The following is a 22741-nucleotide window of genomic DNA, read 5'->3' as shown; positions in this document are numbered from 1 at the left end:
AATTGCCACCTTCTTTCGTGGGTTGTATCAGCCTTCCCCACCCATGAAACTACTATTAGTTGAAGACGAGCCGGCCCTGCGCTCCACGCTCATTGAGGCCTTGCGCCAGGGCGGCTACGTGGTGGAAGTAGCCGCCGACTTCACCCAGGCCTACGAAAAAATAAAGCTCTACCGCTACGATTGCGTGCTGCTCGACCTCACGCTGCCCGACGGCAACGGCCTCGACCTGCTGCGCGCGCTCAAGGCCGACAACTCGCCGGCTGGGGTACTCGTCATCTCGGCTCGCAACGGGCTCGACGACCGCGTGGCTGGCCTCGACCTGGGGGCCGACGACTACCTGACCAAGCCCTTCCATATTTCGGAATTGAACGCTCGGCTGCGGGCCATTATCCGGCGCCGGCGCTTTCAGGGAAATAACCACTTGATTTTCAGAGACTTAACTGTATGGCCCGACCAGGCCGAGGTGCAGGTGCGCGGCGAGGCGCTCACGCTCACCCGCAAGGAGTACGACCTGCTGCTCTACCTGCTGGCCAACCCCGGCCGCGTGCTCACCAAGGAAGCCATTGCCGAGCACCTCTGCGGCGACTCGGTGGACGCGGCCGACTCGTTCGACTTCATTTACACGCACCTCAAAAACCTGCGCAAAAAGCTCCAGGAAAAGGGGGCGGATAACTACATTCGGACGATGTATGGAGTGGGATATAAGCTTAGCAATGAGTAGGTTGTTAATAGTTAATGGGGGCAATAAAGAACGTCATGCTGAGCTTGCCGAAGCATCTCTACCACGCCGCAAGGAGTACTGTTCCCAACGGCGTGGTAGAGATGCTTCGGCAAGCTCAGCATGACGTTCTTTATTGCCCCCATTAACCATTAAAAAATTAATCATTAAAAATGAAGCTCCTGGCCGCTACCAACCGCTACTACCTGCTGCTGAGCGCGGGTCTGTTTGTGCTGGGTAGCGGGGTGCTGTATGTGGGCATTGAGCGGGCCGTGCGCAACGAGGTGGGCGAGCAGCTGCAAAACCACCGCTTGGAGCTGGAAGAGCGCGTGGCCGCCGGCCGGCCCCTGCCCGAGCCTGTGTACAGGCAGCAGTACAGCGTGAGTAGCCGGCCCCGGCTGCTGGGCTTTTCCGATACGCTGCTGCTCGACCCCACCGAGGGCGCCATGGTGCCGCACCGGCAGCTTACGTTTCGGGCGGCGGGGCCGGGGCAAGCGCCGGCGTGGGTGACGCTGCGCAAGTCGCTGGTCGAAACCGACGAGCTGCTGGTCGCCACGGCGGGCAGCATGCTGCTGGTGCTGGCGCTGCTGCTGGCTGGTATTGCGCTGCTGCACCGCTACTTATCGCGGCGGCTGTGGGGCCCGTTTCAGCGCACGCTGGCCACGCTGCGCGGCTACGACTTGCAGCAGCACCAGCCGCTGAACCTGCCCGGCTCCAAAATCGAGGAATTTGCTGAGCTCAACCAGGCGCTTACCCAGTTCAGCCACCGCCTGGTGGCCGACTACGAGAGCCTGCGTGAATTCACGGCCAATGCCGCCCACGAAACCCAGACGCCGCTGGCCATTATGCAGGCTCAGCTAGAGCAATTGCTGCAGCTGCCCGCCCTGGCCGATGATGCCGCCGCCGCCCCGCTGCTGGCCGACCTCTACGGGGCCACCCGCCGGCTGAGCAGGCTGCACCAGGCGCTGGGCCTGCTCAGTCGCATCGAAAACGGGCAGTTTCACGCTGCCGTGCCCCTCGACCTAGCGGCCCTGGTGCGCGACAAAGCCGCCCAGCTGGCCCCGCTGCTGGAAGCCCGCGGCCTCACGCTGCACCTGCACCTGGCTGCCGCCCCGCCCCGCCAGCTACACCCCGGCCTGGCCGATTCGCTGCTGCACAACCTGCTGCACAACGCCATCCGGCACAACGTGCCGGGCGGCGACATAACGGTGCACCTCACGGCCAACTCCTTGGAGGTCAGTAACCCCGGCCCGGTGGTGAGCGGCGACCCGGCCCGGTTTTTCGAGCGCTTCCGCAAACACAACGCCGCCTCCGAGTCGCCGGGCCTGGGCCTGAGCATTGTGCAGCAAATTTGCGCCTACTACGGCTTTGGGCTCAGCTACGCGTTTGCGCCGGCCGGGGCGCGGCACACGTTGCGGGTGGCGTTTGGGCCGGGGGCGGGCTATGGGGTAGCCCCAGCGTAAGTTCTGCCGGGCTTTCGGGCTATTTGGCCGACAAACGCGGTGGCCTGGGCGCGCCGCCGGTAGCTTTGCGGGATGAAGCCACTTGCTATTGTTTATTGGGCCCAGCTGAACCGTCCGCGTGCTTTCTGGCCCGCTTGGGGCCGCGCGGCGGGGCGGCCGCTGGGGTTGCTGCTGCTGGCTGGGGCCGGGTTTAGCTACCAAAATGCTGAGGCTCAGACGCGGGTCACCATCAGCGGCACGGTGAAGGATGCCCAGACGGGCGAAGACCTCACCGGCGCGTCGGTGCACCTGGTGGAGCTGCCCGGCGTGGGCGCGGCGGCCAATGCCTACGGCTTTTACACCCTCACCGTGCCGGCCGGCACCTACACCGTGGAGGCCACCTTCGTGGGCTACCCCGCCCAGCGCCGGAAAGTGACGCTCGACAAAAGCCAGCGCCTCGACTTCAAGCTGACCCCCGGCGGCCAGGAGCTGAACGAAGTGGTCGTAACCGGCCGCAGCGCCCAGGCCAACATCAGCCGGGCGCAGAGTGGCGTCGAAACGCTCGATATCAAGCAGATAGCCAAGGTGCCGGTGCTTTTTGGCGAGAAGGACGTGATAAAAACCCTGACCCTGCTGCCGGGCATCAAAACGGCGGGCGAGGGCAGCAGCGGCTTCTCGGTGCGCGGCGGCAACGTAGACCAAAACCTGATTTTGCTCGACGAAGCCGTGGTGTACAATGCCTCGCACCTGCTGGGCTTTTTCTCGACCTTCAACTCCGACGCCATCAAGGACCTGACCGTGTTTAAGGGCGGCATGCCGGCCCAGTACGGCGGCCGGCTCTCGTCGGTGGTTGATATTAAGATGAAGGACGGCAACAACCAGCAGCTCCACGGCAGTGGGGGTATTGGGCTTATTGCCAGTAGGTTAGCTTTAGAGGGGCCGCTGGTGAAGGGCAAGGGCTCGTTTTTGCTCACCGGCCGGCGCACCTACGCCGACGTGTTTTTGAAGCTCTCGCGCAATGAAACCACCAAGAGCGCCAGCCTGTATTTCTACGATTTCAACGCCAAGGCCAATTACACCCTTAACGACCGCAACCGGCTCTATTTCTCGGGCTACCTGGGGCGTGATGTGCTGGGTATCAACAACTTCGGTAATAACTACGGCAACCAAACGGCCACGCTGCGCTACAACCACCTCTTTACCGACAAGCTGTTTTCGAATACCACGCTCATTTTCAGCAAGTACTCGTACCAGATTAAGATTCGGGCCAACGAGCAGGATTTCAGCATTGACTCCAAAATTCAGGACCTCAACCTGAAGCAGGATTTTGAGTACTCGCCCGGCGCACGCCAAACGCTGCGCTTCGGCCTCAACGCCATTTACCACACCATTTCGCCGGGCCGCGTCACGGCGGCGGCCGACGCGGTGGTCAACTCCACGGCCGACCGCACCAACCACTCGCTCGAAACGGCCGGCTACGTCTCGCACGAGTGGAGTGCCACCGACAAGCTCGACTTCACCACCGGCCTGCGCCTCTCGCAGTTCAGCCTGCTGGGCGCGGGCACTTATTCGGCGTATGACACGAATGGGCGAATTATTAGTAGTCAAGTGTTTAACGCTGGACAGGTAGTGAAAACCTACCTGAACCTGGAGCCGCGTTTTGCGGCCAGCTACGCCCTTTCGCCCACTACTTCGCTCAAGGCCGGCTACGCCCGCAACGTGCAAAACTTGCACCTGCTCAGCAACTCGGCCTCCACGTCGCCCACCGACTTGTACGTGCCCACCTCGCTCAACGTGAAGCCCGAGCTGGCCGACCAGCTCTCGGCGGGCTACTTCCGCAAGCTGGGTACCACGGGCGAGTACTCGTTTTCGGCCGAGGTGTACTACAAATGGCTGCAACGCCAGGTGGACTACCGCGACGGCACCAACCTCAACGGCAACCAAGACGTGGAAAGCACCCTGCTCTACGGCAAGGGCCGCGCCTACGGCATCGAGCTGCTGCTGCGCAAAGACACCGGCCGCCTCACCGGCTGGGTGGGCTACACGCTCAGCAAAAGCCAGCGCCAGTTTGCCGACATCAATGCCGGGGCCTGGTTTAATGCCCGCCAGGACCGTCCGCACGACCTTTCGGTGGTGGGTATCTACCAGCTCACGCCCAAGTGGAGCCTTTCGGGCACCATTGTGGGCAGCACCGGCAACGCCGTCACGTTTCCCATTGGCAAGTACTTCGTGAATGGTCAGGCCGTGAGCCTCTACGGCGCGCGCAACGGCGACCGCCTGCCCAGCTACCAGCGCCTCGACCTGGGCGCTACCTACGAGAAGCCCCAGCAGGAGGGCAAACGCTGGCACCACAGCTGGAACTTCTCCATCTACAACGTGCTGGGCCGCGAAAACCCCTACACCATCACTTTCGAGACCAACCCCGACGACGCCACCAAAACCCAGGCCCTGCAAACGGCTTTGTTTCGGATGATACCCTCGGCCACGTACAATTTTAGCTTTTGAGTGAGGGCTTGTCGTTCTGGCGGGGCGCCTCACCCCCCGGCCCCCTCTCCGAAAAGGAGAGGGGGAGCCTGATAAGAAATTAACAATCAACAATGAGTAGTTGATAATGACTCATTACAAATTGCCCATTGCCTCCGTGGCTCCCCCTCTCCTTTTCGGAGAGGGGGCCGGGGGGTGAGGCGCCCCGCCAGAACGATTATTCTATGCAATTGCAATTCTCCTCAACTCTTCGGCACCTAGCCCTGGCCGCCGGCCTGCTCACCGCCGCCTCGTGCCAGAAAGTGGTGACGCTCGACCTCAAAAACACCAGCCCGCAGCTGGCCATCGAAGCCAACCTGGCCGACGACGGCCAGCCCTGCACCGTGCTGCTGTCGCGCAGCGTTGATTACACCCAGACCAACAGCTTCCCGGCCGTGAGCGGGGCCACCATCACGCTCAGCGACGATGCGGGCGGCCGCGAAACCCTGGCCGAAACCAGCACGCCCGGCCAGTATCGCGGCCGCACCCTCACGGGCCAGTCGGGCCGGCGCTACACGCTGCGCGTGGAAACCGAGGGCCAGGCCTACGTGGCGGCCTGCATCCTGCCCGCGCCCGTGGTGCCGCTGCTGAGCCTCAAGGCCCAGAAGAGCGTGGTGGGCATCAATATACAGGTGGTGCCCGAGTATCAGGACCCGGCCGGCGTGCGCAACTACTACCTGTTTCGGCAGTACCGCAACGGCCGCCTCAACAAGGCGATTTTCTTGCAAAACGACGAGTTTACCGACGGCAAGCTCAACGCGCGCGGCCTCAACGCCCAGGGCGGTGGCGGGGGTGGCAACAACAACAACGACGATGCCGATAAGCTGGCCACCGGCGATAGCGTGCGCGTGGAAATGCAAAACGTGGACCCCGACGCCTTTGAGTATTTCCGCACCTTCAACCAAACCTTGCAGGCCGGGGGCGCTTTTAGTACCACGCCGGCCAACCCGAAATCCAACTTTTCGGGCGGCGTGCTGGGCTACTTCAGCGCCCACTCGCGGCGGCAGCGCAGTCTGATAGTGCCTGCCTTATAGATAAGGCCGGCGGCCGAACACGAACCGCACCCGGCTGCGTATACGTAGCAGTTTCTACTCTCTCAACACCCCACCAATCTGACTTCTCTCATGTCCGGAATCCAGGATATTCTCGCCAACAACCGCCAGTGGGTAGCCACTAAAAACAACGAGGACCCCGAGTTCTTCCAGCGCCTGGCCAATGGTCAGAAGCCGCGCTACTTGTTCATCGGCTGCTCCGACTCGCGGGTGCCGGCCTCGGGCATCACGGGCACCGGGCCGGGCGAAATGTTTGTGCACCGCAACATTGCCAACATGGTGGTGCACACCGACATGAACCTGCTCAGTGTGCTGCAATACGCGGTGGAAGTGCTGGGCGTGCAGGACATCTTGGTGGTGGGCCACTACGGCTGCGGCGGTGTAGCGGCGGCGGCCAGCAACAAGCAATACGGCCTAATTGACAACTGGTTGGTGAGTATCCGCGACGTGGTGCGCCTGCACGAAACCGAGCTGCTGCGCATCAAGGACGATACCCAGCGCATGCGCCGCCTCGTGGAGCTCAACGTGATGGAGCAGGTGCGCAACCTAGCCAAAACCAACATCATCCAGAACGCCATGCGCGGCGACAACCCGCCCCGCCTCCACGGCCTCGTGTATGACATTGCCGATGGCGTACTCAAAGACCTGGACGTGCACGGCGACACCGTGATGGAGGAGCTAGACCACATTTACGGCGTAGAAGCCGCCCAGGAGAAGGACGACGAAGCCAACTCCTACGAAGGCCCGCATGTAGACCCAGCCAAGGAGGCAGAAGAGCGCTAAGCCACCGTGGCGTAGCAACTAGGCAAGCCTAAAACGAGAACAGGAACGCCCGAATGAGCTTATGCAGTCGGGCGTTCCTGTTCTCGTTTTATTTGTAAATAACTGTTAATAAGAAAATTAGGTAGACTGCTCAGCCATAACGTGCTGCCGCCGGGTGGTGCGGGCCAGCAGCCAGCGGTGCACCGGCCGCTCAAAAAAGCGATAGCCGATTTCGGCCAGGATGATAGTGGCCACAAACTGCCACCCCACGTGCCGGCTCCACCCAAAGGCCCCGCGCCACCAGATGCTAAACAGCCCCACGTGGAACAGGTAGAAAAAGTAGGAGCTGCGGCCCAGCATTTGCAGCAGCGGCGTGGCCAGCCAGCGGCGCAGCCAGCTGGCTTCGGCCAGCAGCCCCGCCAGCAGCAGCCCCGTAGCCAGCGGAAAAGCCACGAGACTAAGCACAATGGCCGACGGGTAGAGGTTGCCTTCGTAGGGCGGCTGGGGCGAGTTGATGGCCGCCAGTGTGCCCACCAGTAGTACCATACTTAGGGCCCCGGCCAGCGTGCGCCAGGGCCACGTAGCCCCCGCGCTGGTGGCGGGCCGGGCCCGCCACCAGCGCGCCAGCCCCACGCCGAGCGTGAACTCCAGCACGCGCCCAAAAAACGTGAAGTTGAACAAGTGGTAATACGAGCCAAAAAAGCCGTGCAGCGCCGGCCGGCCCTGGCATAAGTAAGTAATTAGCAAGCCACTAGCGAAAACGGCCGCCACAAACCCCACCGCCCCCCGCCAGCCGCGCCGCCCCCACAGCACCAGCAGCACGGGCACCGAAAAGTAGAAGCATTCCTCGGGCGTGAGCGACCAGCCTTGGGGCAAGCCTACGTACTTGAGCGTGCTCGAAAAGCCGCGCAGCATGCTTTCACTCAAGAAAATGAGCAGCAGCGAATTGCCCACCTTGCCCGCCGGCAGGGGCCAGTAGATGCGGGCCAGCACCGACGTGTTGAGCAGCAAATAGGCCGGGTAGATGCGCGCCGCGCGCCGCCAGAAATAGTCGCGCCACCAGCCGCGGCTCAGCTGCACGCTGCCCTGGTAGCGGTGGGCAATGACGAAGCCGCTGAGCACAAAAAACATGCTCACGCCCAGGTAAAACTGCCGGCACACCAGGTCTACCCAGCCCTCGTGCCAGGCCAGGGGGCGGAAGTGCAGAAAAAAAACCAGGTAGGCCGCCACCGCCCGCAGGCCGGTGAGCGCCGGGTAATAAGCAGTTGCGCGGGCAGGCGCGGCGGGGAGGGTAGGTGACATGAACCCGCAAAATACTAGTCGCCGCCGCCGGCCCGCCGAACTTTGTAGTTTGCGGCGCGGGTGGCCGCCCGCGCTGCCCGATTATTCAGGTTTCTAACTCCCTGTATCCTACTTCATCATGAAGAAAAAGCTACTTTTTGCCGGGCTGACGTTGGGGCCTGCCGTGGCGTTGGCCCAGGTGCTGCCCGCGCCTCCCGCCGCCGCCGCGCCCGCCGATACCTCGTACTGGCGCACCAGCCTCAAGGCGGGCGTCAACCTCAACGAGGCGGTGATATCCGACAACTGGAAGGGCGGCGGGGCTACCTCGCTGGGGTTGAGCACGTTGTTTAACGGCCAGGCGCACTACCAGCGCGAAAAACGCAGCTGGGACAACGAGGCTGATTTTCTGTACGCCGGGCAGTACACCCGCGGCCAGGGCTACCGCAAAACCAACGACCGCCTGTGGCTCGATACCAAGTACGGCCACGCCCTCACGCCCAAGTGGAACGCGTTTGTGTCGCTGAACATGCTCTCGCAATTCGCGCCCGGCTACGACTACTCGGGCGAGGTGCCGCGGTTGGTGTCCAGCTTTCTGGCCCCGGCGTACATTACCAATGCGTATGGCTTTGAATATCACCCCAATAAGCGGTTTGCGCTGCGCTTGTCGCCCTTTGCGCCGCGCCTCACCTACGTGCGCAGCCTGGGCCGCTTCCAAACCCTGCCCACCGACGTGGTGTACGGCGTGAACCCCGGCCGTAGCGCCCGCTGGGAAGTTCTGGCTGCCCAGGTGCTGGCCACCCTCGACCAGCCGCTGGGGCCCAATGCCAACTTCAAGGCCCGCTACCTACTATTTACCAACTACGGCATGTTTCGGCTGCGCGAAATCAACCAGCGCCTCGACCTCACCATCACGGCCAAGGTGTACGGGCTGCTAAGCGTCAATTTTCAGAGCACCGTGCTCTATCAGTACGACCAGGACCCCGGCATTCAGTTCAGCCAGGGGCTGGGCCTGGGTTTGCTGCTCACGCGCCAAAAGCCGGTGGTAGTGCCGAAATAAACGCCGCGGCAGCGGGCTTTCGGTGGGGGAGGCGGGTACCTTTGCGGCCGTTTTCAAGCTGCTTTTATGTCCCAATTTTTACAGAGTGCTCTTGTCTTAACGTCGCTGCTGCCGCTGGCGGCGCAGGCCCAGCGCGTGGCCACTCCCGCCGACAGCGCCCGCCAGCGCGAGCTGAGCGAGGTAACCGTGTACGCCACCCGCCTCGGCCAGCTGGCGGGCCAAAGCGGCCGCTACGTCACCATTGTGCCGGGTGCCACGCTGAGCCGCTACCCGGTGGCCTCGCTCGACGATTTGCTGCGCCTGCTGCCCGCCATGGAGGTGCAGAGCCGGGGCAACTTTGGCACCCAGGCCGACATTACGCTGCGCGGCTCCACGTTCAACCAGGTGCTGATTTTGCTGGATGGTATGCGGCTCAACGACCCGCTCACCGGCCACTTTGCGGGCTACCTGCCCATTACGCCGGCCGAGATTGAGCAGCTCGAAATAGTGCGCGGTCCCGGCGCGGCCCTCTACGGCCCCGACGCCGTGGGCGGCTTCATCAACATCGTGACCAAGACCTTCGCCGCCACCCACCGCCCCGATGCCGTGGAGCTGGCCGGCACCTTTCTGGCCGGCGAGTACGGTCTGAAAAGCACCAACGCCGGCTTCTACGGCCAGGAGAAGGGCCTGCGCCTGGCGGGCGGTATTCTTAACAACACGGCCAGCGGCCAGCTGCTCGACCTGCCCGGCGGCCTGCGCAACGACTTCAAGCTGAACACCTACTCGCTGTCGGGCGCGTACCAAATCACCGAGAAATTCAGCGCCGCCGCCCGCGCCAGCTTCGACCGGCGCGAGTTCAACGCCCAGAATTTTTACACCACCAACGTGGGTGACCGCGCCCGCGAAACCACCAGCCGCGACTGGTACCAGGGCCAGCTGCGCTACGAGTGGAACGAGCGCGCCCGCACCGAGCTGTCCATCGTGGGCACGGCCAGCACCGACCTCTACGTGTACACGCCCACCTCGGTGGCCAGCGACCACCTCATGCACTACCTCAACGTGCAGGGCCAGCACCAGTTGCAACTATCTAATAAAGTGCGTGTTACGCTGGGCGGCCAGGCCGACCGCCGCGCCGTGCAAAGCAACGACCGCGGCGACCACGCCGTGTGGCACACCGGGGCGTTTGGGGTGGCGGCCATTGCGCCCACATCGGGCCTCAACGTGACAGCCGCCCTGCGTCTGGACCACGACCAGAACTACGGTACCGAGGTGGTGCCCCAACTTAATGCCAGCCAGCAGCTGGGCGAAAAGCTGACCGTGCGCGGGGCCGTGGGCCGCGGCATTCGGGCGCCCAACTTCACCGAGCAGTACAACTCGGCCATCCGGCCGGGCGTGGTACCCACCGGCTTCAACGTGGGCAACCCTGGCCTGAGCGCCGAGCGCACCATCAACTACGAGGCCGGCCTCGACTACCAGCCCCTGCCGGCCCTCACGGTGCGCGGCACGTACTTCAACCGCTACGGCCGCAACCTGATTGACTACGTGAATCAGCCTGGCAACCAGGTGATTGAGGGTAGCGGTTTTACCAACCTCAACCCCAACGCCACCTACCGCTTCGCCCAAAACCTGTTTGCCGTGCGCACCCAGGGTGTCGAAACGGAGGTAACGACCCGTGCGCAACTAGCTGAAGGGTTGCGCCTTGATGGTAGCGTGGGCTATACCTACGTGAACCTCAACACCGAAGGCGATGTGCAGTCGCATTACCTCTCCAACGTGGCGCGGCACTTGGTAGCCGGCAACGTGAGCGTTACGCACCGGCGCTTCACGGTGGCGGTGGGCGGCCTCTTCAAGCAGCGCGCTGGGCAAAGCACCACCGTCACGCCTACCAACGGCCAGCTGGCGGCTACCCTCACGCCGAGCTACGCCGTCTTCAACGCCCGCCTCGACCTGGCCCTGCTGCCCGAGCGCGTGTGGTTGGTGGGCCAGGCCCAAAACCTGTTCAACGCCAAGTATTCCGACCTACTGGGCGCTCAAATGCCCACCCGCTGGCTCATGGCCGGCGTGCGCGTGGCACTGAAAAGGTAGAGTAGGGGGCATCTGTCATTGCGAGCCTGCGAAGCAATCGCACCCGCACGACGCCCACGCCGGTCGTTCGTTCATCGTTCGGGTGTGATTGCCGCGCTGCGCTCGCAATGACAACTTGTTTTATTGAAATCCCCATGATTGCCAAGCCCTCCCGATTCCTGCTCATCGCCGCCTTTGCGGCCGTGTACCTGCTGTGGGGCTCCACGTACCTGGCCATTAAGTACGCCATTGCCACCATGCCGCCTTTCCTGATGGCGGGCAGCCGCTTCGTGCTGGCGGGCAGCATTCTGGCGCTGGTGGGCCGCGCCTCGGCCACCTACGAGCAACCCACCTGGGCGCAGTGGCGCACGAGCGCAGTGGTGGGGGCGCTACTGCTGGTGGGCGGCAATGGCCTGGTGGTGCTGGCCGAGCGCACGCTGCCCTCAAGCCTGGCGGCGCTGCTGGTGGCCAGCGAGCCGTTTTGGGTGGTGCTGCTGGGCTGGTGGTGGCTGGGCCAGGCGCGGCCCAGCGCCCGGGTGGTGCTGGGGCTGCTGCTGGGCTTTGGGGGCGTGTACCTGTTGGTGGGCGAGCAGCTGGCGGCCGGCGGGGGCGGGGCGCAGCTGCTGGGCGTGGGCTTGGTGCTGGTGGCGGCGTTTAGCTGGGCGGCGGGCTCCATTTATGGGCTGCGGGCCCCGCGGCCCCAGTCGTCGGTACTGGCCTCGGGCATGCAAATGCTGTGCGGCGGCGCGCTGCTGCTGCTGCTGGGCACGGCCACCGGCGAGTGGCGCGGGCTGCACCCCGGCCAGTTTGGCGCGGCGGCGTGGCTGGGCTGGGGCTACCTGGTGGTGTTTGGCTCGCTGGTGGCGTTCACGGCGTATAGCTGGCTGCTGCAACACGCCCCGCCGGCGCGGGTGGCCACCTACGCCTACGTGAACCCGGTGGTGGCGGTGCTGCTGGGCTGGCTGCTGCTGCACGAGGCCCTCACGGGCCAGATGCTGGTGGGGGCGGCCGTTATTGTGGGCTCGGTGGTACTCATCACCTCGCAGCAAAAGCAGGCCTGAGGGCGGCGTAGCGCCGGGCAGCGTATCTTGCCTAAGCGTAGCTAACTAATTATCCGAAAAGGACTTATGGGACAGTATGCGTACTTGATTATCCGCGCCGAAGCCGAAGAGAAAGAACTGTTCGACGTCAAAAACTTCCTGCCCTTTTTCTGGGTAACCTTGCTCGACCAGGCGGCCCTAACGCGCGCGGAGCCAACCTGGACCTACGCCCACCACGTGTGGCTAAACGGCGATGAGCACGAGCGCGAAAGCCTGGACGATATCTGGCCCCGCCTCACCAATATCCACCTCGACCAGCCCGAACTGCTGGCCAATGGTGCCAAAGCCCAGCGCTGGCTAGCGTACCATCACCCCGCGCTGGTTGCGCCGTACCAGGATTTTGTGCGCTACCTGCTGGCGCACCTGCCAGCCGCGGATGACCATATCCACTTGGATATCTATTCCTTAGCCGACATGGGGCCGGCCGGCGAGCTGCTGGTCAGCCTGCGCGACCAGCTCACGGCCATCGACCAGCTTCAACCTGGCCCGCTGAGTAGCCTGCCCCCCGACCTGCTCTCCCTCACGGGCTTCGCTAGCTTGCCGCTGGCCGTTGGGGAGGCTTACCCCGCCCTGCGCCAGCTTCCAGTAGTGCCGCCGCCCGTGCGCCCGCCGGCCTCACCCGCCAAGCGTAGCTGGCGCACGGCCGGGTGGGCCGCGCTGTTTGGGCTGCTGCTACTATATACCAGCTACCGCGGCTACCAAAAAGAGGGCCTCACCTGGCTGGTGGCCAGCGTGGCCCTGACCGGCGGCGCGGCACTTGTGGCGAGCGTCCTTTTTGCCCTGTCCAAGAAAGTTTAGTAACGCCTTAAGTATCACCTTAACAAGTGAATAGGGTAGGGGTAGGTGCCGGCGCGGCGGTTGAATAATTGGGTAGTAGTATTGCGGCAGCTGTTGCTTGTGCAACGCCGCAAATACTCACCAAACGCCCCGCCTTATGCGCATTTTATTACTCCTGTTGCTGTGTTTAGGCCTGGGACGTGGGACCGCCGGGGCCCAGAGCTTGCCTACTGCCCTACCAACGGAGGCGCTGGTCCCGCCGGCCCTCCACACCGATACCGCCACGGCTATCCATACTTATTACCGCGATAGGCGGCGGTTCCGGTCGCGCGTGCTGCTGGCTACGGTAGGGGGCGGCGTGCTTATTACGCTGGTTAGCAATGCAATAGGGCCAGCTAAATACGGGAGCTACGACGGGGCAGCCATCCGGTTTATCAACCTCATGTTTGTGGGTATTCCGGTTATCGGTGGCGAGCTGCTCTACTTCGGCCGGTATAGCCGCCGCAACGAGCGGCTCGACAGCGAGGACTTCCTGGCCCATAAGCTCCCGCGAGCCACCCGGGAGCGGCTGAAACCCAAGTATTTTCAGGTAGCGCCACCGAAATAGCCCGCGTCCCAGCTTTATTGATTGCAAAGGCGGACTTTTGTAGGAATTTCATACCCACGCATCACATTGATTCAAAAAGGTTTATCTAATAAATTGCGGGACTTTAGCCCAGGTTTTGCCAAGTAGGAAGCGCCAAAATTGACTGCGTACTTCGCCCCGTCAATTTTCCTTTCTGCGCTATGAAAACGCTATTCTTGCTGACGGCCTTGGGGCTGGCTGGCCGGCCCGCCACCACGCGGGCATAGGCGCTTCCTACCACTCCCACGGCTACGCTCACGCCGGCCGCGCCCGATACAGTGGCGGCTATTCACCGGCTATTTATGGCTAAGCGGCGGCGCCAAAGCTATGTGTCTGGCGCTACAATCATTGTAGCCGTTGGAACCCTGCTCGCATTGAACAGCAACCGGCTGCCTCGGTCTTCGAGTGGCAACGGCTTTGCAGTACTTGGTCCTAACGACCTTGACCTTGTGCTTAATGCACTTGTTACCCTGCCGGCAATTCCCATAGTGGCCATAGGTTTCGGGGGATGGGGGCACCGGTACGAGCAAAAAGTAATCGCGCAGTATCAGCAGCAGCTGTCGCGCCACATGAAACGAATGCTTAAGACTAAATACTTTCGGCCGACGAAAGCCATGCCCTAGCGCGCCTGCTGTTCGCACAGCCTGACCTTTTCGCGCCGTATTTTTGTTGATTAGAGCCGGCCCGCGCAGCCCCAAATCTGCGAAATCTGCTCAATCAGCGTAAATCTGCGATTCATGAAAGTTTGCCTTGCCGAAAAGCCCAGCGTGGCCCGCGAAATAGCCCAGGTTATTGGGGCCGACCGGCGCATGGACGGCTACTACGAGGGCAACGGCTACCAGGTCACCTGGACGTTTGGCCACTTCTGCCAGCTCAAGGAGCCCGACGACTACCGCCCCGAGTGGAAGCGCTGGAACCTGCACGACTTACCCATGATTCCCGAGCAGTTCGGCATCAAGCTCATGCGCCGCGACGACGGCGTGGTCAAGCAGTTCAACACCATCAAGCGTCTGCTCGACGCGGCCACCGAGGTCATCAACTGTGGCGACGCCGGGCAGGAGGGCGAGGTCATTCAGCGCTGGGTGATTCACGAGGCCAAGTGCCGCAAGCCCGTGAAGCGCCTCTGGATTTCGTCGCTTACGGAAGAGGCTATCCGCCAGGGATTTAATAACCTGCGCGACGGCAAGGAATTCGACAGCCTCTACCAGGCCGGGCGCAGCCGCGCTGTGGGCGACTGGCTGCTGGGCCTCAACGCCACGCGCCTCTTTACCCTCAAATACACTACTTACCAGGACAAGCAACTGCTGAGTATCGGGCGGGTGCAAACGCCCACGCTGGCCCTGCTGGTGGCCCGCCACCACGAAATCGCCAACTTCCGGCCCGAGCCCTACTGGGTGCTGAAGACGCAGTACCGCGACACCACCTTCACCCGCATCAACACCGAGGCTGAGCAAAAGCAGGCCCAGGACGCGCCTGATGAGCAATCGCGCTTGCGGGCGCTGGGCTACTTTGTGAAGGAAGACGAGGCTAACAAGGCCCTGGAGGCCGTGCGCCCCGCGCCGCTCACCGTTACCAACGTCGAGATTAAGAAGGGCCGCGAGTCGCCGCCGCGGCTGTTCGACCTCACTAGCCTGCAAGTGCAATGCAACAACCAGCTGAGTCTTTCGGCCGAGGACACGCTCAAGATTGTGCAGGCGCTGTACGAGAAGAAAGCCGTGAGCTACCCGCGGGTTGATACCACGTTTTTGCCCGACGACGTGTACCCCAAAATCCCGGGTATTCTGAAGGGAATCGGTTACGCGAATCTTACCGCGCCGCTGCTGGCCAACAAGATTCCGAAAACGCCTAAAGTATTCAATAACAATAAGGTAACGGACCACCACGCCATCATCCCGACGGGTAGTGGCGGGCCGAGCGGCGGCATGGAAAGCAGCGTGTACGACATCATTGTGCGCCGCTTCATTGCCGCCTTTTATCCCGACTGCGAGGTGAGCAACACCACCGTGCTGGCCGAGGCCGCCGAGTACCTGTTTCGGGTGCGTGGCCGCCAGATTCTCAGCCCCGGCTGGCGCGTGGTCTACGGCGACCCGGCCCAGCAAACGGCCCCCAAACCCGCCGCGCCCGCCGGCGAAAAGGCGGCCACCGGCAACGACGACGACGACGTGGTAAGCACCGTGCTGCCCAGCTTCGCCAAGGGCGAAAGCGGCCCCCACCAGCCGCGCCTGGAAAGCAAAATGACCCAGCCGCCCAAGGACTACACCGAGGCCAGCCTGCTGCGCGGCATGGAAACGGCCGGCCGCAACATCGACGACGAGGAATTGCGCCTGGCCATGAAGGAAAGCGGCATCGGCCGCCCCAGCACCCGCGCCGCCATCATCGAAACGCTGTTCAAGCGCAACTACATCCGGCGCGATAAAAAGCGCCTGCTGCCCACGCCCACCGGCGTCGAGCTGATTGGCCTCATCAGCAATCCCACCCTAAAATCGGCGGAGCTTACTGGTCAGTGGGAGAAGAAGTTGCGCCAAATAGAACGCAACGAATTGCCCTCCGACCAGTTTCTGGACGAGCTAAAAGGCCTGGTGCGGGAGATGGTGCAGGAGGTGAAAACGGATAGGAGCGGCCGGGCCGTAACCTCCACCTCGGCGGCCACCGCCGCCTCCACCGCACCCAGCAAGGCACCGCAGAAAGCCGGAACCCAGCCCGCCACCAGCACCGCCAAAGCCAGCAGCCCGCCCGCGGCCGCCGGCCTCGGCACCTGCCCCGCTTGCAAAACGGGTCACATCCTGCGCGGCAAAACGGCCTTTGGCTGCGCCCGCTTCCGCGAGGGCTGCCAGTTTCGGCTGCCCACCGAAATACTGGGCAAAAAGCTGACCGATTCACAAGTCAAAAGCCTCTTCGCCAAAGGCCGCACGCAGCTCATCAAGGGCTTCATGACGGGCGCGGGCGAAAAGCTCGACGGCGCTCTGGTGCTCGATGCCAGCCTCAACCCCGAGCTGGTGCCCGCCGCCGAAAGCAAGCCCACCACCGCCACCGACCCCGGCCAGATTCCGTGCCCCGTGTGCCGGCTGGGCACCATGCTCAAGGGCAGCAGCGCCTTCGGCTGCTCTCGCTTCCGCGAAGACTGCCAGTTCCGGGTGCCCTTCGAATGGGGCGGTAAAAAGCTCACCGACACGCAGTTGCGACAGCTGCTGCGCCGCGGCGAAACGGGCGTTATCAAAGGCTTCCTCTCCGCCAAAACTGGTAAGAAGTACGACGCCGCCCTTAAAGTAGAAGAAGGCCGCGTGGTGCCCGTGTTTCAATAAAAACGGCTGTCATGCTTCCTTCGTCAGCATGACAGCCGTTTTTTTGGAAGCGACTAGCTAATCCCCTACTTTTTCTTGGCCGGCGCTTTCGGCACGTAGGGCTTGCCGTTGAGCTTGGTGCGGGTGGTAGCCCCGGCGGGCTTGCCGTCGCGGTAGGTTACCTGGCGCTCAATGCTGTGGCCGTCAGCCTTGTAGTAAGTCCAGTCGCCGCTTTGCTTGCCGTTTTTATAAAGGCCCGTTACGGCTGGGCTGCCGTCTTCGTGAAACTCCTGGAAGGAGCCCACTAGCAAGCCCTTCAAGTAGTTGGCCTCTTTGCGGGCCTGGCCGCTGGCGTAATACTCCTGGCCTAGGCCAGTTTGCAGCCCATTAATGTCGAACTGCTGACGCGTTTGCACCTTGCCGGTATCGAAGTAAGTCACGCGCTCGCCGGTGAGCTTACCGGTAGCGGCGTAATTCTCCACCTGCCGGGGCGTTTTGCCATCGGGATAAAATTCGCGCCAGGTGCTGGCCGAGCGGTTGTTTTTGTACTGCTCCTCGGCCTGGCGGGGCTGGCCGGGGGCATCGTAGTAGCGCGCCACTTTGCGGTCGCGGCCTTGGTTGGCGTAGTCGGTTTCGGTCTTTATCTGGCCACTCTCATACAGCTCGATGCCGTGGCCGGTGGGCGTGCCCAGGCGGTAGGTGATTTTGCCGCGCACCTTGCCGCTTTCGTAATAGGAGGTGGCGGGGCCGTCGAGGGCGGCGGTGCCGGTGCGGGGGGCCACGCGCTTGGTGAGGTCGTCGCCGAGCTTGTTGGTGACTTGGCGCTCGCGCACGGCGGCGGGGGCGTAGGTGCCTTCGGTTTGGAGCTGGCCGGTGGGGTAATAGGCGCGGTAGCTGCCCTTGCCGGTTTTGTCGTCCATCACCGTCTCGCTTTCAAGCTGACCAGTCTCAAAATACGTTTTGTACGAGCTGGCCAGCAGGCCGTTACGCAAGGTGCCTTCGCTCTGCACCTTGCCGCTGGGGTAAAAGAACTTGACCGGTCCGTTAGGCTGGCCGTCTACATACGTGACCTCGGCGGCGGCTTGGCCGCTGGCATACAGCTCGCGCACCGCGCCGTTGGGCTGGCCCTTCACGAGGGTGGTTTGCAGCTTGATTTCGCCGGTGGGAAAGTAGGTAGTAAGCGGTCCGTTGGGCTCGTCGTCGAGGAAAGTACCCACCTGGGCCACTTTGCCATCGGCGTAGTAGGTTTTGAAGGGGCCCTGGCGCACGCCGGCCACGTAGGTGGCCTCCAGCCGCCGCCCGCGGTTGGCGTGAAATTCCACGTAGAGCGAGTCGCGCTTGCCGTCGGTGTAGCGGGTTTGGGCTTCGAGGCGGCCGTTGGGGTAAAAGCGTTTGTAGGGCCCCTGCATCACGGTATCGCGGGCTACCAGCGCCCGGAATATCTCGTGCGGGTGCAGCTTCGTGGAATCAAACCAAATCGTAACGCGCTGAGAACGTTGGGCTTGGGAAGCCAACGGTAGCAGTAAAAGGAGCAACAGGTATCGCATAGCCGCAAGAACGCAAAACATTTGCGCATCGTGCCTTGGTAAAAATCGTTTGTCATTGCGAGCCTGCAAAGCAATCGCACCCGAACGATGAATGAACGACTGGCGTGGGTGTCGTTAGGGTGCGATTGCTTCGCAGGCTCGCAATGACAACTGAGTGGTGTAGCTACAGCGGTTTTTTCAGCGAGTCTTTGTACTGCTTGAGCTGGGGCGCAATCACCTTTTGGTCGCCCACCACCACGGTGGTCATGGCCTCGGGGCGGATGTACTGGCGGGCCGTAGCGCTGACTTGCGCAGGCGTCACGGCGTTGATATTCTGCACCTGCTCCGTCAGGTACGTATCGGGTAGTCCTTGCAAGTGCATGGTGCTGAGTTGGTTGATAATACCGCCCGGCGTGGAGTTGCGCAGCACAAACATCCCGGTTTCGTAGTTCTGAATCCCTTTCAGCTCGGCGGCCGAGGGCGGCGTTTTTTGCAGGAGCTCAATCTCCTTCACTATCTCCTTCAAGGAGTTGTAGGTGTCCTTGGTGGTCACGTCGGCCTGCTCTATCCACAGGCCGGTGTGGTAGTTCGTATCTATGTAGCTGTAAGGTGAATACGTGTAGCCCTTGTCTTCCCGAATGTTGCGCGTGATGCGCGAGCCAAACGAACCGCCCAGCAGCGAATTGGTTACGCGCAGCCGCACGTAGTCGGGGTTAGTGGGGTCGATAACGGGCAAGCCAACCACGAGCGTCGATTGCGGCGCGCTGGGCCGGTCCTGGGTCAGCACCGCCGACTTGGTGAGCGCCTTGGCCACCGGAATGAGCGGCTCGGGCCCGGCCGGCCACGCGGCCCACGCCGTCTCAATGGCCCGGTGCAAGGCCGGCGCGTCAAATTTGCCGGCCACGAAAATGGCAGTGCGCTTGGCCCCGTACTCCTTGTCGTAGAAGGCTTTAGCCTGGGCTAGGGTGAGGGCATCCAGCTGGGCATCGGTGGGCAGGGGGCGGCCATAGGGGTGGCCCGCGTACATGGCCTCGCGCATTTTTTGCTCGGCCTGGAAGCCCGGCTGGGCCCGCTGCAAATTCAATTGCCGCTTGAAGTCGGCCGTGAGGCGCGGCAGCTCGCTGGCCGGCAGGGTGGGGTGCTGCACCACATCGGCCAGCAGCGTGAGTAGCTGGGGCGCGTACTCGCTCAGGCAATCGGCCCGCACGTAGGTTTGGTCGGCCCCGGCGCTAATGCTGAGCGAGCCGCCCATACCGGCCACCTGCCCGGCCAGCGCGGTGGCCGAGCGGGTAGGCGTGCCCTCCTTCAGCAGCCGCGCCACCAGGTCGGCAATGCCCGTTTGCCCATCGGGCTCGTGCACGTTGCCCGCCTGGATGGTAATAAGCACGCTGGTCTTCGGAATCTCGCCAAACGGCACTAGCTTGGCCTGCAAGCCATTAGCCAGCGTAAAGTCCTCACGCGGCGGCAGCTTGAAGTCGCGCGGGGCCGAGCCGGGCGGGGGCGTTTCCTTGGGAGCGGCTGGGGCGGCGGGCACAGCTTTGGCGGTGGTAGCCGGTGCTTTAGGCGTCGGCTTGGTCGTTGTTTGGGCGAGGGCCGGCGGCAGGGCGAGCAGCGAAAAGCAGGCGGCGCGGAGCAGCCCGGTAGCGAGAGTTTTCATAGCAAGCATTAACTTTTGGCCAGCGGGTTGACGAGGAGAATGGTGCGGTTGGTGGGCCGCAGGTAGTCGCGGATGGTTTGCTGCATCAGCTCGGGCGTCACCTTCCGAAACTCCGCCTCCAGCCGGTTGATGCGGCCGGGGTCGTTGTCGAACAGCGCAAACGCGGCCAGCAAATCGGCCCGCCCAAAGTTGTCCGACCCGCTGAGCTGGTCGTAGAGCGAGCTGCGCAGCTTCACCACCGCCAGGTTGAGGGTGGCCTGGCTCACGCCGCCCTTGGCCAAGCGGTTGATTTCCTGGTCGAGCACGCCCACCACCGAGTCGGCCTTCACGGTCTGGTCAAAGGTCAGGTCGCCCATCCACAGCATGGGGCCGCTGTAATTGAAGGCGTTACCGAGGTAGTTGATGCCGCCGTTCACGTTGTCGGTGAGGCCGCGCCGCTGCACCATCGCCTGGTAGAGGCGGCTATCCTTACCCTGCAACAGAATCTGGTCGAGCAGAATGAGGGCGTAATACGCCGGCGTATTGCGGTCGGGCATGTGGTAGGCGAAGGCCAGCGCGGGCTTGGTAGCCAGCTTATCATCCTGGGTGAAGCGTTGCTCGGCTTCCTGGCGCTGCTCGGTGAGGTCGGGCTTGGGCGGGCGCGGGGCACTGGGGATGTTGGCGTAGTATTTCTCGACCCACGCCTTGGCCTGGGCGGGCTCAAAGTCACCCACCACGGCCAGCACGGCGTTGGCGGGCGAGTAGTAGGTCTTGAAAAACGACTGCGCATCGGGCAGCGTGGCCGCGTCGAGGTCCTTCAGGTCGCCGTAAAAATTGTGCGCGTTGTTCCAGTTCTTGTTGGCTTTCTGGGGCATGTCGAGCCACGGAAAGCCGCCGTAGGGCTGGTTGAGCACGTTCACGCGCACCTCGCTTTTCACCACGCCCTGCTGGTTGGCCAGGCTGGCCGGCGTGAGGGCGGTGCCGCGCATCCGGTCGGCCTCGGCCCACAAAATGGTTTCGAGCTTGTTGCTCGGCACCACCTCAAAGTAGTTGGTAAAGTCGAAGCGCGTCGAGCCGTTCATGGCCCCGCCATTCTGCTGAATGAGGTTGACAAATTCCATCTTGCCCAGGTTTTTTGACCCCTGAAACATCAGGTGCTCAAATAGATGCGCGTAGCCCGTGCGGTTGCGCGGCTCGTTGCGAAAGCCTACGTTGTAGTACGCCGCCACCGTGGCCGTGGGGGCCGTGTGGTCGGGCGAAAGCACCACCCGCAGCCCATTGGGCAGGGTATAATATTCCACCGGAATCTGAAAAGCCGGTGCGGCGGGCACCGCCGCGGCCTCCGCTACCGTGGCCGTAGCCGCTGGTGGGGTCGTCATCACCGACCCGGCGCGCGGGCTGCACGAACTCAGTAGGAGCCCCGCGGCCAGTACCGGCCAGCAAGAAGTGAGTGAAAAAGCAGGTAAGTGCTTCATAAGCAACAGCATGAAAGATGAATAGCGCCGCTAACCTACTCATCTTTTCGCATCTCTCGCCTGACCAAGCTCATTTTAGGGCAAAAAAAGGGGGTTTCGCCCAGTCCGAAAACCAGGCGAAACCCCCTTCCAATCTTGCAAAACCTTCTTTAACCTCGCGCTTACAGCTTCTCCAACACAATGGAGCTGGCCCCGCCGCCGCCGTTGCAAATGCCGGTGACGCCGATTTTGCCGCCTTCCTGTTGCAGCACGCTCAGCAGCGTGGTCACGATGCGCGCGCCCGAAGCCCCCAGCGGGTGGCCCAGGCTCACGGCCCCGCCGTACACGTTTACTTTGGTGCCTTCTAGGTTGAGTAGCTTGTTGTTAGCCAGCGAAACCACCGAAAACGCCTCGTTGATTTCGTAAAAATCAACGTCGCTGGCGGCTAGGCCAGCATTCTTCAACGCCTTCGGAATGGCGATGGCCGGCGTGGTGGTGAACCACTCCGGCGCCTGCTCGGCATCGGCAAAGCCGCGGATGAGCGCCAGCGGCTTGATGCCCAGCTCCTCCGCTTTTTCGCGGCTCATGAGCAGCACGGCGGCCGCGCCGTCGTTGAGGGTGGAGGCGTTGGCCGCCGTCACGGTGCCTTCCTTGGTGAAGGCCGCCTTTAGGCCCGCAAACTTCTCAAACTGCACTTTGGTGTACTCCTCGTCGTCGCTGACGATGGTTTCCTTGCCGCGCACCGTAATCGTCACGGGCACAATCTCTTCCTTCTTTTTACCAGCCTGGGCGGCGGCGGCACTGCGCTCGTAGCTCTGGCGCGCAAAGGCATCCTGCTCCTCGCGAGTGATGCCATAGTGCGCGGCCGTGGCGTCGGCCGCGTTGCCCATGGCGTAGTCGTGGTAAGGGTCCCAGAGGCCGTCGCGCACCAGGCCGTCAATCATCTGGCCATTACCGTACTTAGCGCCGAAGCGGGCTTTGTCGAGGTAGTAGGGCACGTTGCTCATGCTCTCCATGCCCCCAGCCAGAATAACTTCGGCCTGGCCCAGCATAATCGCCTGCGCAGCATACATAATGGCCTTGGAGCCCGAGGCGCAGACCTTGTTCACGGTGGTGCACTCCACGGTATCGGGCAAACCCGCTTTCTTGGCCGCCTGCCGGGCCGGAGCCTGGCCCAGGTTGGCCGAAATCACGTTGCCCATAATCACCTGCTCCACTAGCTCAGGAGCCACCCCGGCCTTGTCTAAAGCACCTTTCAGAGCAATTGCGCCCAGTTCGGTGGCCGAGAGCGAGGCCAGCGCGCCGCCAAATGAGCCAATCGGCGTGCGCACGGCGGCTACGATAACTACTTCTTTTACTTGCATATACAGGAGGGGTGGGAATAAAGAAAATCGAAAACAAGTGGTAGTCAGGTAGGAGCGGTTCGCGCAGTAGTACGCGCAGCCAACTGGCCCCACCCAAAAA

The 22741-nt window shown here is 62.7% G+C and carries 16 protein-coding genes; 11 read left to right on the top strand and 5 right to left on the bottom strand.

Features of this window, described 5'->3' with window-relative positions; all coding sequences use genetic code 11:
• The first annotated feature begins 43 nt into the window (after nucleotides 1-43).
• The 5 genes from ACYVGC_RS02720 (at nucleotide 44) to can (ending at nucleotide 6518) form a co-directional block, all read left to right on the top strand.
• Nucleotides 44-721: a response regulator transcription factor gene (locus ACYVGC_RS02720; protein WP_460582237.1), complete on the top strand. Its 678-nt coding sequence runs from the start codon at nucleotides 44-46 to the stop codon at nucleotides 719-721.
• 170 nt (nucleotides 722-891) lie between these two features.
• Nucleotides 892-2181 carry a sensor histidine kinase gene (locus ACYVGC_RS02715; RefSeq protein ID WP_460582236.1) on the top strand — a complete coding sequence of 430 codons (1290 nt, stop codon included), beginning with the start codon at nucleotides 892-894 and terminating at the stop codon, nucleotides 2179-2181.
• A gap of 72 nt (nucleotides 2182-2253) precedes the next feature.
• The gene (locus tag ACYVGC_RS02710) at nucleotides 2254-4665 is read left to right on the top strand and encodes a TonB-dependent receptor (protein WP_460582235.1); all 2412 of its coding nucleotides are present in this window, start codon (nucleotides 2254-2256) and stop codon (nucleotides 4663-4665) included.
• Nucleotides 4666-4868: 203 nt separating this feature from the next.
• Nucleotides 4869-5717 carry a DUF4249 domain-containing protein gene (locus ACYVGC_RS02705; RefSeq protein ID WP_460582234.1) on the top strand — a complete coding sequence of 283 codons (849 nt, stop codon included), beginning with the start codon at nucleotides 4869-4871 and terminating at the stop codon, nucleotides 5715-5717.
• Between the two features lie 90 nt (nucleotides 5718-5807).
• Entirely contained in the window at nucleotides 5808-6518 is a 711-nt protein-coding gene (gene can / locus ACYVGC_RS02700) for a carbonic anhydrase (protein ID WP_460582233.1), read from the top strand.
• 117 nt (nucleotides 6519-6635) lie between these two features.
• On the opposite strand, the gene ACYVGC_RS02695 is transcribed toward can, so the two are convergent.
• Nucleotides 6636-7799: an acyltransferase family protein gene (locus ACYVGC_RS02695; protein WP_460582232.1), complete on the bottom strand. Its 1164-nt coding sequence runs from the start codon at nucleotides 7797-7799 to the stop codon at nucleotides 6636-6638.
• Nucleotides 7800-7917: 118 nt separating this feature from the next.
• Here ACYVGC_RS02695 and ACYVGC_RS02690 point away from each other — a divergent pair, with 118 nt between their 5' ends.
• The 6 genes from ACYVGC_RS02690 (at nucleotide 7918) to ACYVGC_RS02665 (ending at nucleotide 16682) form a co-directional block, all read left to right on the top strand.
• Nucleotides 7918-8835 (top strand): DUF3078 domain-containing protein, encoded by a 918-nt coding sequence (locus ACYVGC_RS02690; protein WP_460582231.1) that lies wholly within the window; start codon nucleotides 7918-7920, stop codon nucleotides 8833-8835.
• A 66-nt stretch (nucleotides 8836-8901) separates the two neighbouring features.
• Entirely contained in the window at nucleotides 8902-10899 is a 1998-nt protein-coding gene (locus ACYVGC_RS02685) for a TonB-dependent receptor plug domain-containing protein (RefSeq protein ID WP_460582230.1), read from the top strand.
• 134 nt (nucleotides 10900-11033) lie between these two features.
• A complete protein-coding gene (locus ACYVGC_RS02680) occupies nucleotides 11034-11939 on the top strand; it encodes a DMT family transporter (RefSeq protein WP_460582229.1) in 906 nt (301 codons plus the stop codon).
• Between the two features lie 66 nt (nucleotides 11940-12005).
• On the top strand, nucleotides 12006-12776 hold the full coding sequence (locus tag ACYVGC_RS02675) for a hypothetical protein (RefSeq protein WP_460582228.1): 771 nt from the start codon (nucleotides 12006-12008) through the stop codon (nucleotides 12774-12776).
• 136 nt (nucleotides 12777-12912) lie between these two features.
• Nucleotides 12913-13362: a hypothetical protein gene (locus ACYVGC_RS02670; protein WP_460582227.1), complete on the top strand. Its 450-nt coding sequence runs from the start codon at nucleotides 12913-12915 to the stop codon at nucleotides 13360-13362.
• Nucleotides 13363-14117: 755 nt separating this feature from the next.
• The gene (locus ACYVGC_RS02665; RefSeq protein ID WP_460582226.1) at nucleotides 14118-16682 is read left to right on the top strand and encodes a type IA DNA topoisomerase; all 2565 of its coding nucleotides are present in this window, start codon (nucleotides 14118-14120) and stop codon (nucleotides 16680-16682) included.
• A 65-nt stretch (nucleotides 16683-16747) separates the two neighbouring features.
• Here the strand turns inward: ACYVGC_RS02665 and ACYVGC_RS02660 are convergent, their stop codons facing one another.
• The 4 genes from ACYVGC_RS02660 to ACYVGC_RS02645 all read right to left on the bottom strand — a co-directional run bounded on the left by ACYVGC_RS02660 (nucleotide 16748) and on the right by ACYVGC_RS02645 (nucleotide 22641).
• Complete coding sequence (locus tag ACYVGC_RS02660) at nucleotides 16748-18208, bottom strand: toxin-antitoxin system YwqK family antitoxin (RefSeq protein WP_460582225.1); 1461 nt, start codon at nucleotides 18206-18208, stop codon at nucleotides 16748-16750.
• 163 nt (nucleotides 18209-18371) lie between these two features.
• Nucleotides 18372-19844: a M16 family metallopeptidase gene (locus ACYVGC_RS02655; RefSeq protein ID WP_460582224.1), complete on the bottom strand. Its 1473-nt coding sequence runs from the start codon at nucleotides 19842-19844 to the stop codon at nucleotides 18372-18374.
• A gap of 8 nt (nucleotides 19845-19852) precedes the next feature.
• Nucleotides 19853-21298 (bottom strand): M16 family metallopeptidase, encoded by a 1446-nt coding sequence (locus ACYVGC_RS02650; protein ID WP_460582223.1) that lies wholly within the window; start codon nucleotides 21296-21298, stop codon nucleotides 19853-19855.
• 161 nt (nucleotides 21299-21459) lie between these two features.
• On the bottom strand, nucleotides 21460-22641 hold the full coding sequence (locus ACYVGC_RS02645) for an acetyl-CoA C-acyltransferase (RefSeq protein ID WP_460582222.1): 1182 nt from the start codon (nucleotides 22639-22641) through the stop codon (nucleotides 21460-21462).
• Nucleotides 22642-22741: the final 100 nt, after the last annotated feature.

The sequence above is a fragment of the Hymenobacter arcticus genome (genome assembly GCF_054779975.1).
Note: the sequence above shows the minus strand (reverse complement) of the source record. Positions and strands in the feature narration are given on the sequence as shown.

Bases quoted from the DNA above. Each gene is read 5' to 3' on its own strand.
- ACYVGC_RS02720 (WP_460582237.1), top strand. From the start codon at position 44: ATGAAACTACTATTAGTTGAAGACGAGCCGGCCCTGCGCTCCACGCTC.
- ACYVGC_RS02715 (WP_460582236.1), top strand. From the start codon at position 892: ATGAAGCTCCTGGCCGCTACCAACCGCTACTACCTGCTGCTGAGCGCG.
- ACYVGC_RS02710 (WP_460582235.1), top strand. From the start codon at position 2,254: ATGAAGCCACTTGCTATTGTTTATTGGGCCCAGCTGAACCGTCCGCGT.
- ACYVGC_RS02705 (WP_460582234.1), top strand. From the start codon at position 4,869: ATGCAATTGCAATTCTCCTCAACTCTTCGGCACCTAGCCCTGGCCGCC.
- can (WP_460582233.1), top strand. From the start codon at position 5,808: ATGTCCGGAATCCAGGATATTCTCGCCAACAACCGCCAGTGGGTAGCC.
- ACYVGC_RS02695 (WP_460582232.1), bottom strand. From the start codon at position 7,799: ATGTCACCTACCCTCCCCGCCGCGCCTGCCCGCGCAACTGCTTATTAC.
- ACYVGC_RS02690 (WP_460582231.1), top strand. From the start codon at position 7,918: ATGAAGAAAAAGCTACTTTTTGCCGGGCTGACGTTGGGGCCTGCCGTG.
- ACYVGC_RS02685 (WP_460582230.1), top strand. From the start codon at position 8,902: ATGTCCCAATTTTTACAGAGTGCTCTTGTCTTAACGTCGCTGCTGCCG.
- ACYVGC_RS02680 (WP_460582229.1), top strand. From the start codon at position 11,034: ATGATTGCCAAGCCCTCCCGATTCCTGCTCATCGCCGCCTTTGCGGCC.
- ACYVGC_RS02675 (WP_460582228.1), top strand. From the start codon at position 12,006: ATGGGACAGTATGCGTACTTGATTATCCGCGCCGAAGCCGAAGAGAAA.
- ACYVGC_RS02670 (WP_460582227.1), top strand. From the start codon at position 12,913: ATGCGCATTTTATTACTCCTGTTGCTGTGTTTAGGCCTGGGACGTGGG.
- ACYVGC_RS02665 (WP_460582226.1), top strand. From the start codon at position 14,118: ATGAAAGTTTGCCTTGCCGAAAAGCCCAGCGTGGCCCGCGAAATAGCC.
- ACYVGC_RS02660 (WP_460582225.1), bottom strand. From the start codon at position 18,208: ATGCGATACCTGTTGCTCCTTTTACTGCTACCGTTGGCTTCCCAAGCC.
- ACYVGC_RS02655 (WP_460582224.1), bottom strand. From the start codon at position 19,844: ATGAAAACTCTCGCTACCGGGCTGCTCCGCGCCGCCTGCTTTTCGCTG.
- ACYVGC_RS02650 (WP_460582223.1), bottom strand. From the start codon at position 21,298: ATGAAGCACTTACCTGCTTTTTCACTCACTTCTTGCTGGCCGGTACTG.
- ACYVGC_RS02645 (WP_460582222.1), bottom strand. From the start codon at position 22,641: ATGCAAGTAAAAGAAGTAGTTATCGTAGCCGCCGTGCGCACGCCGATT.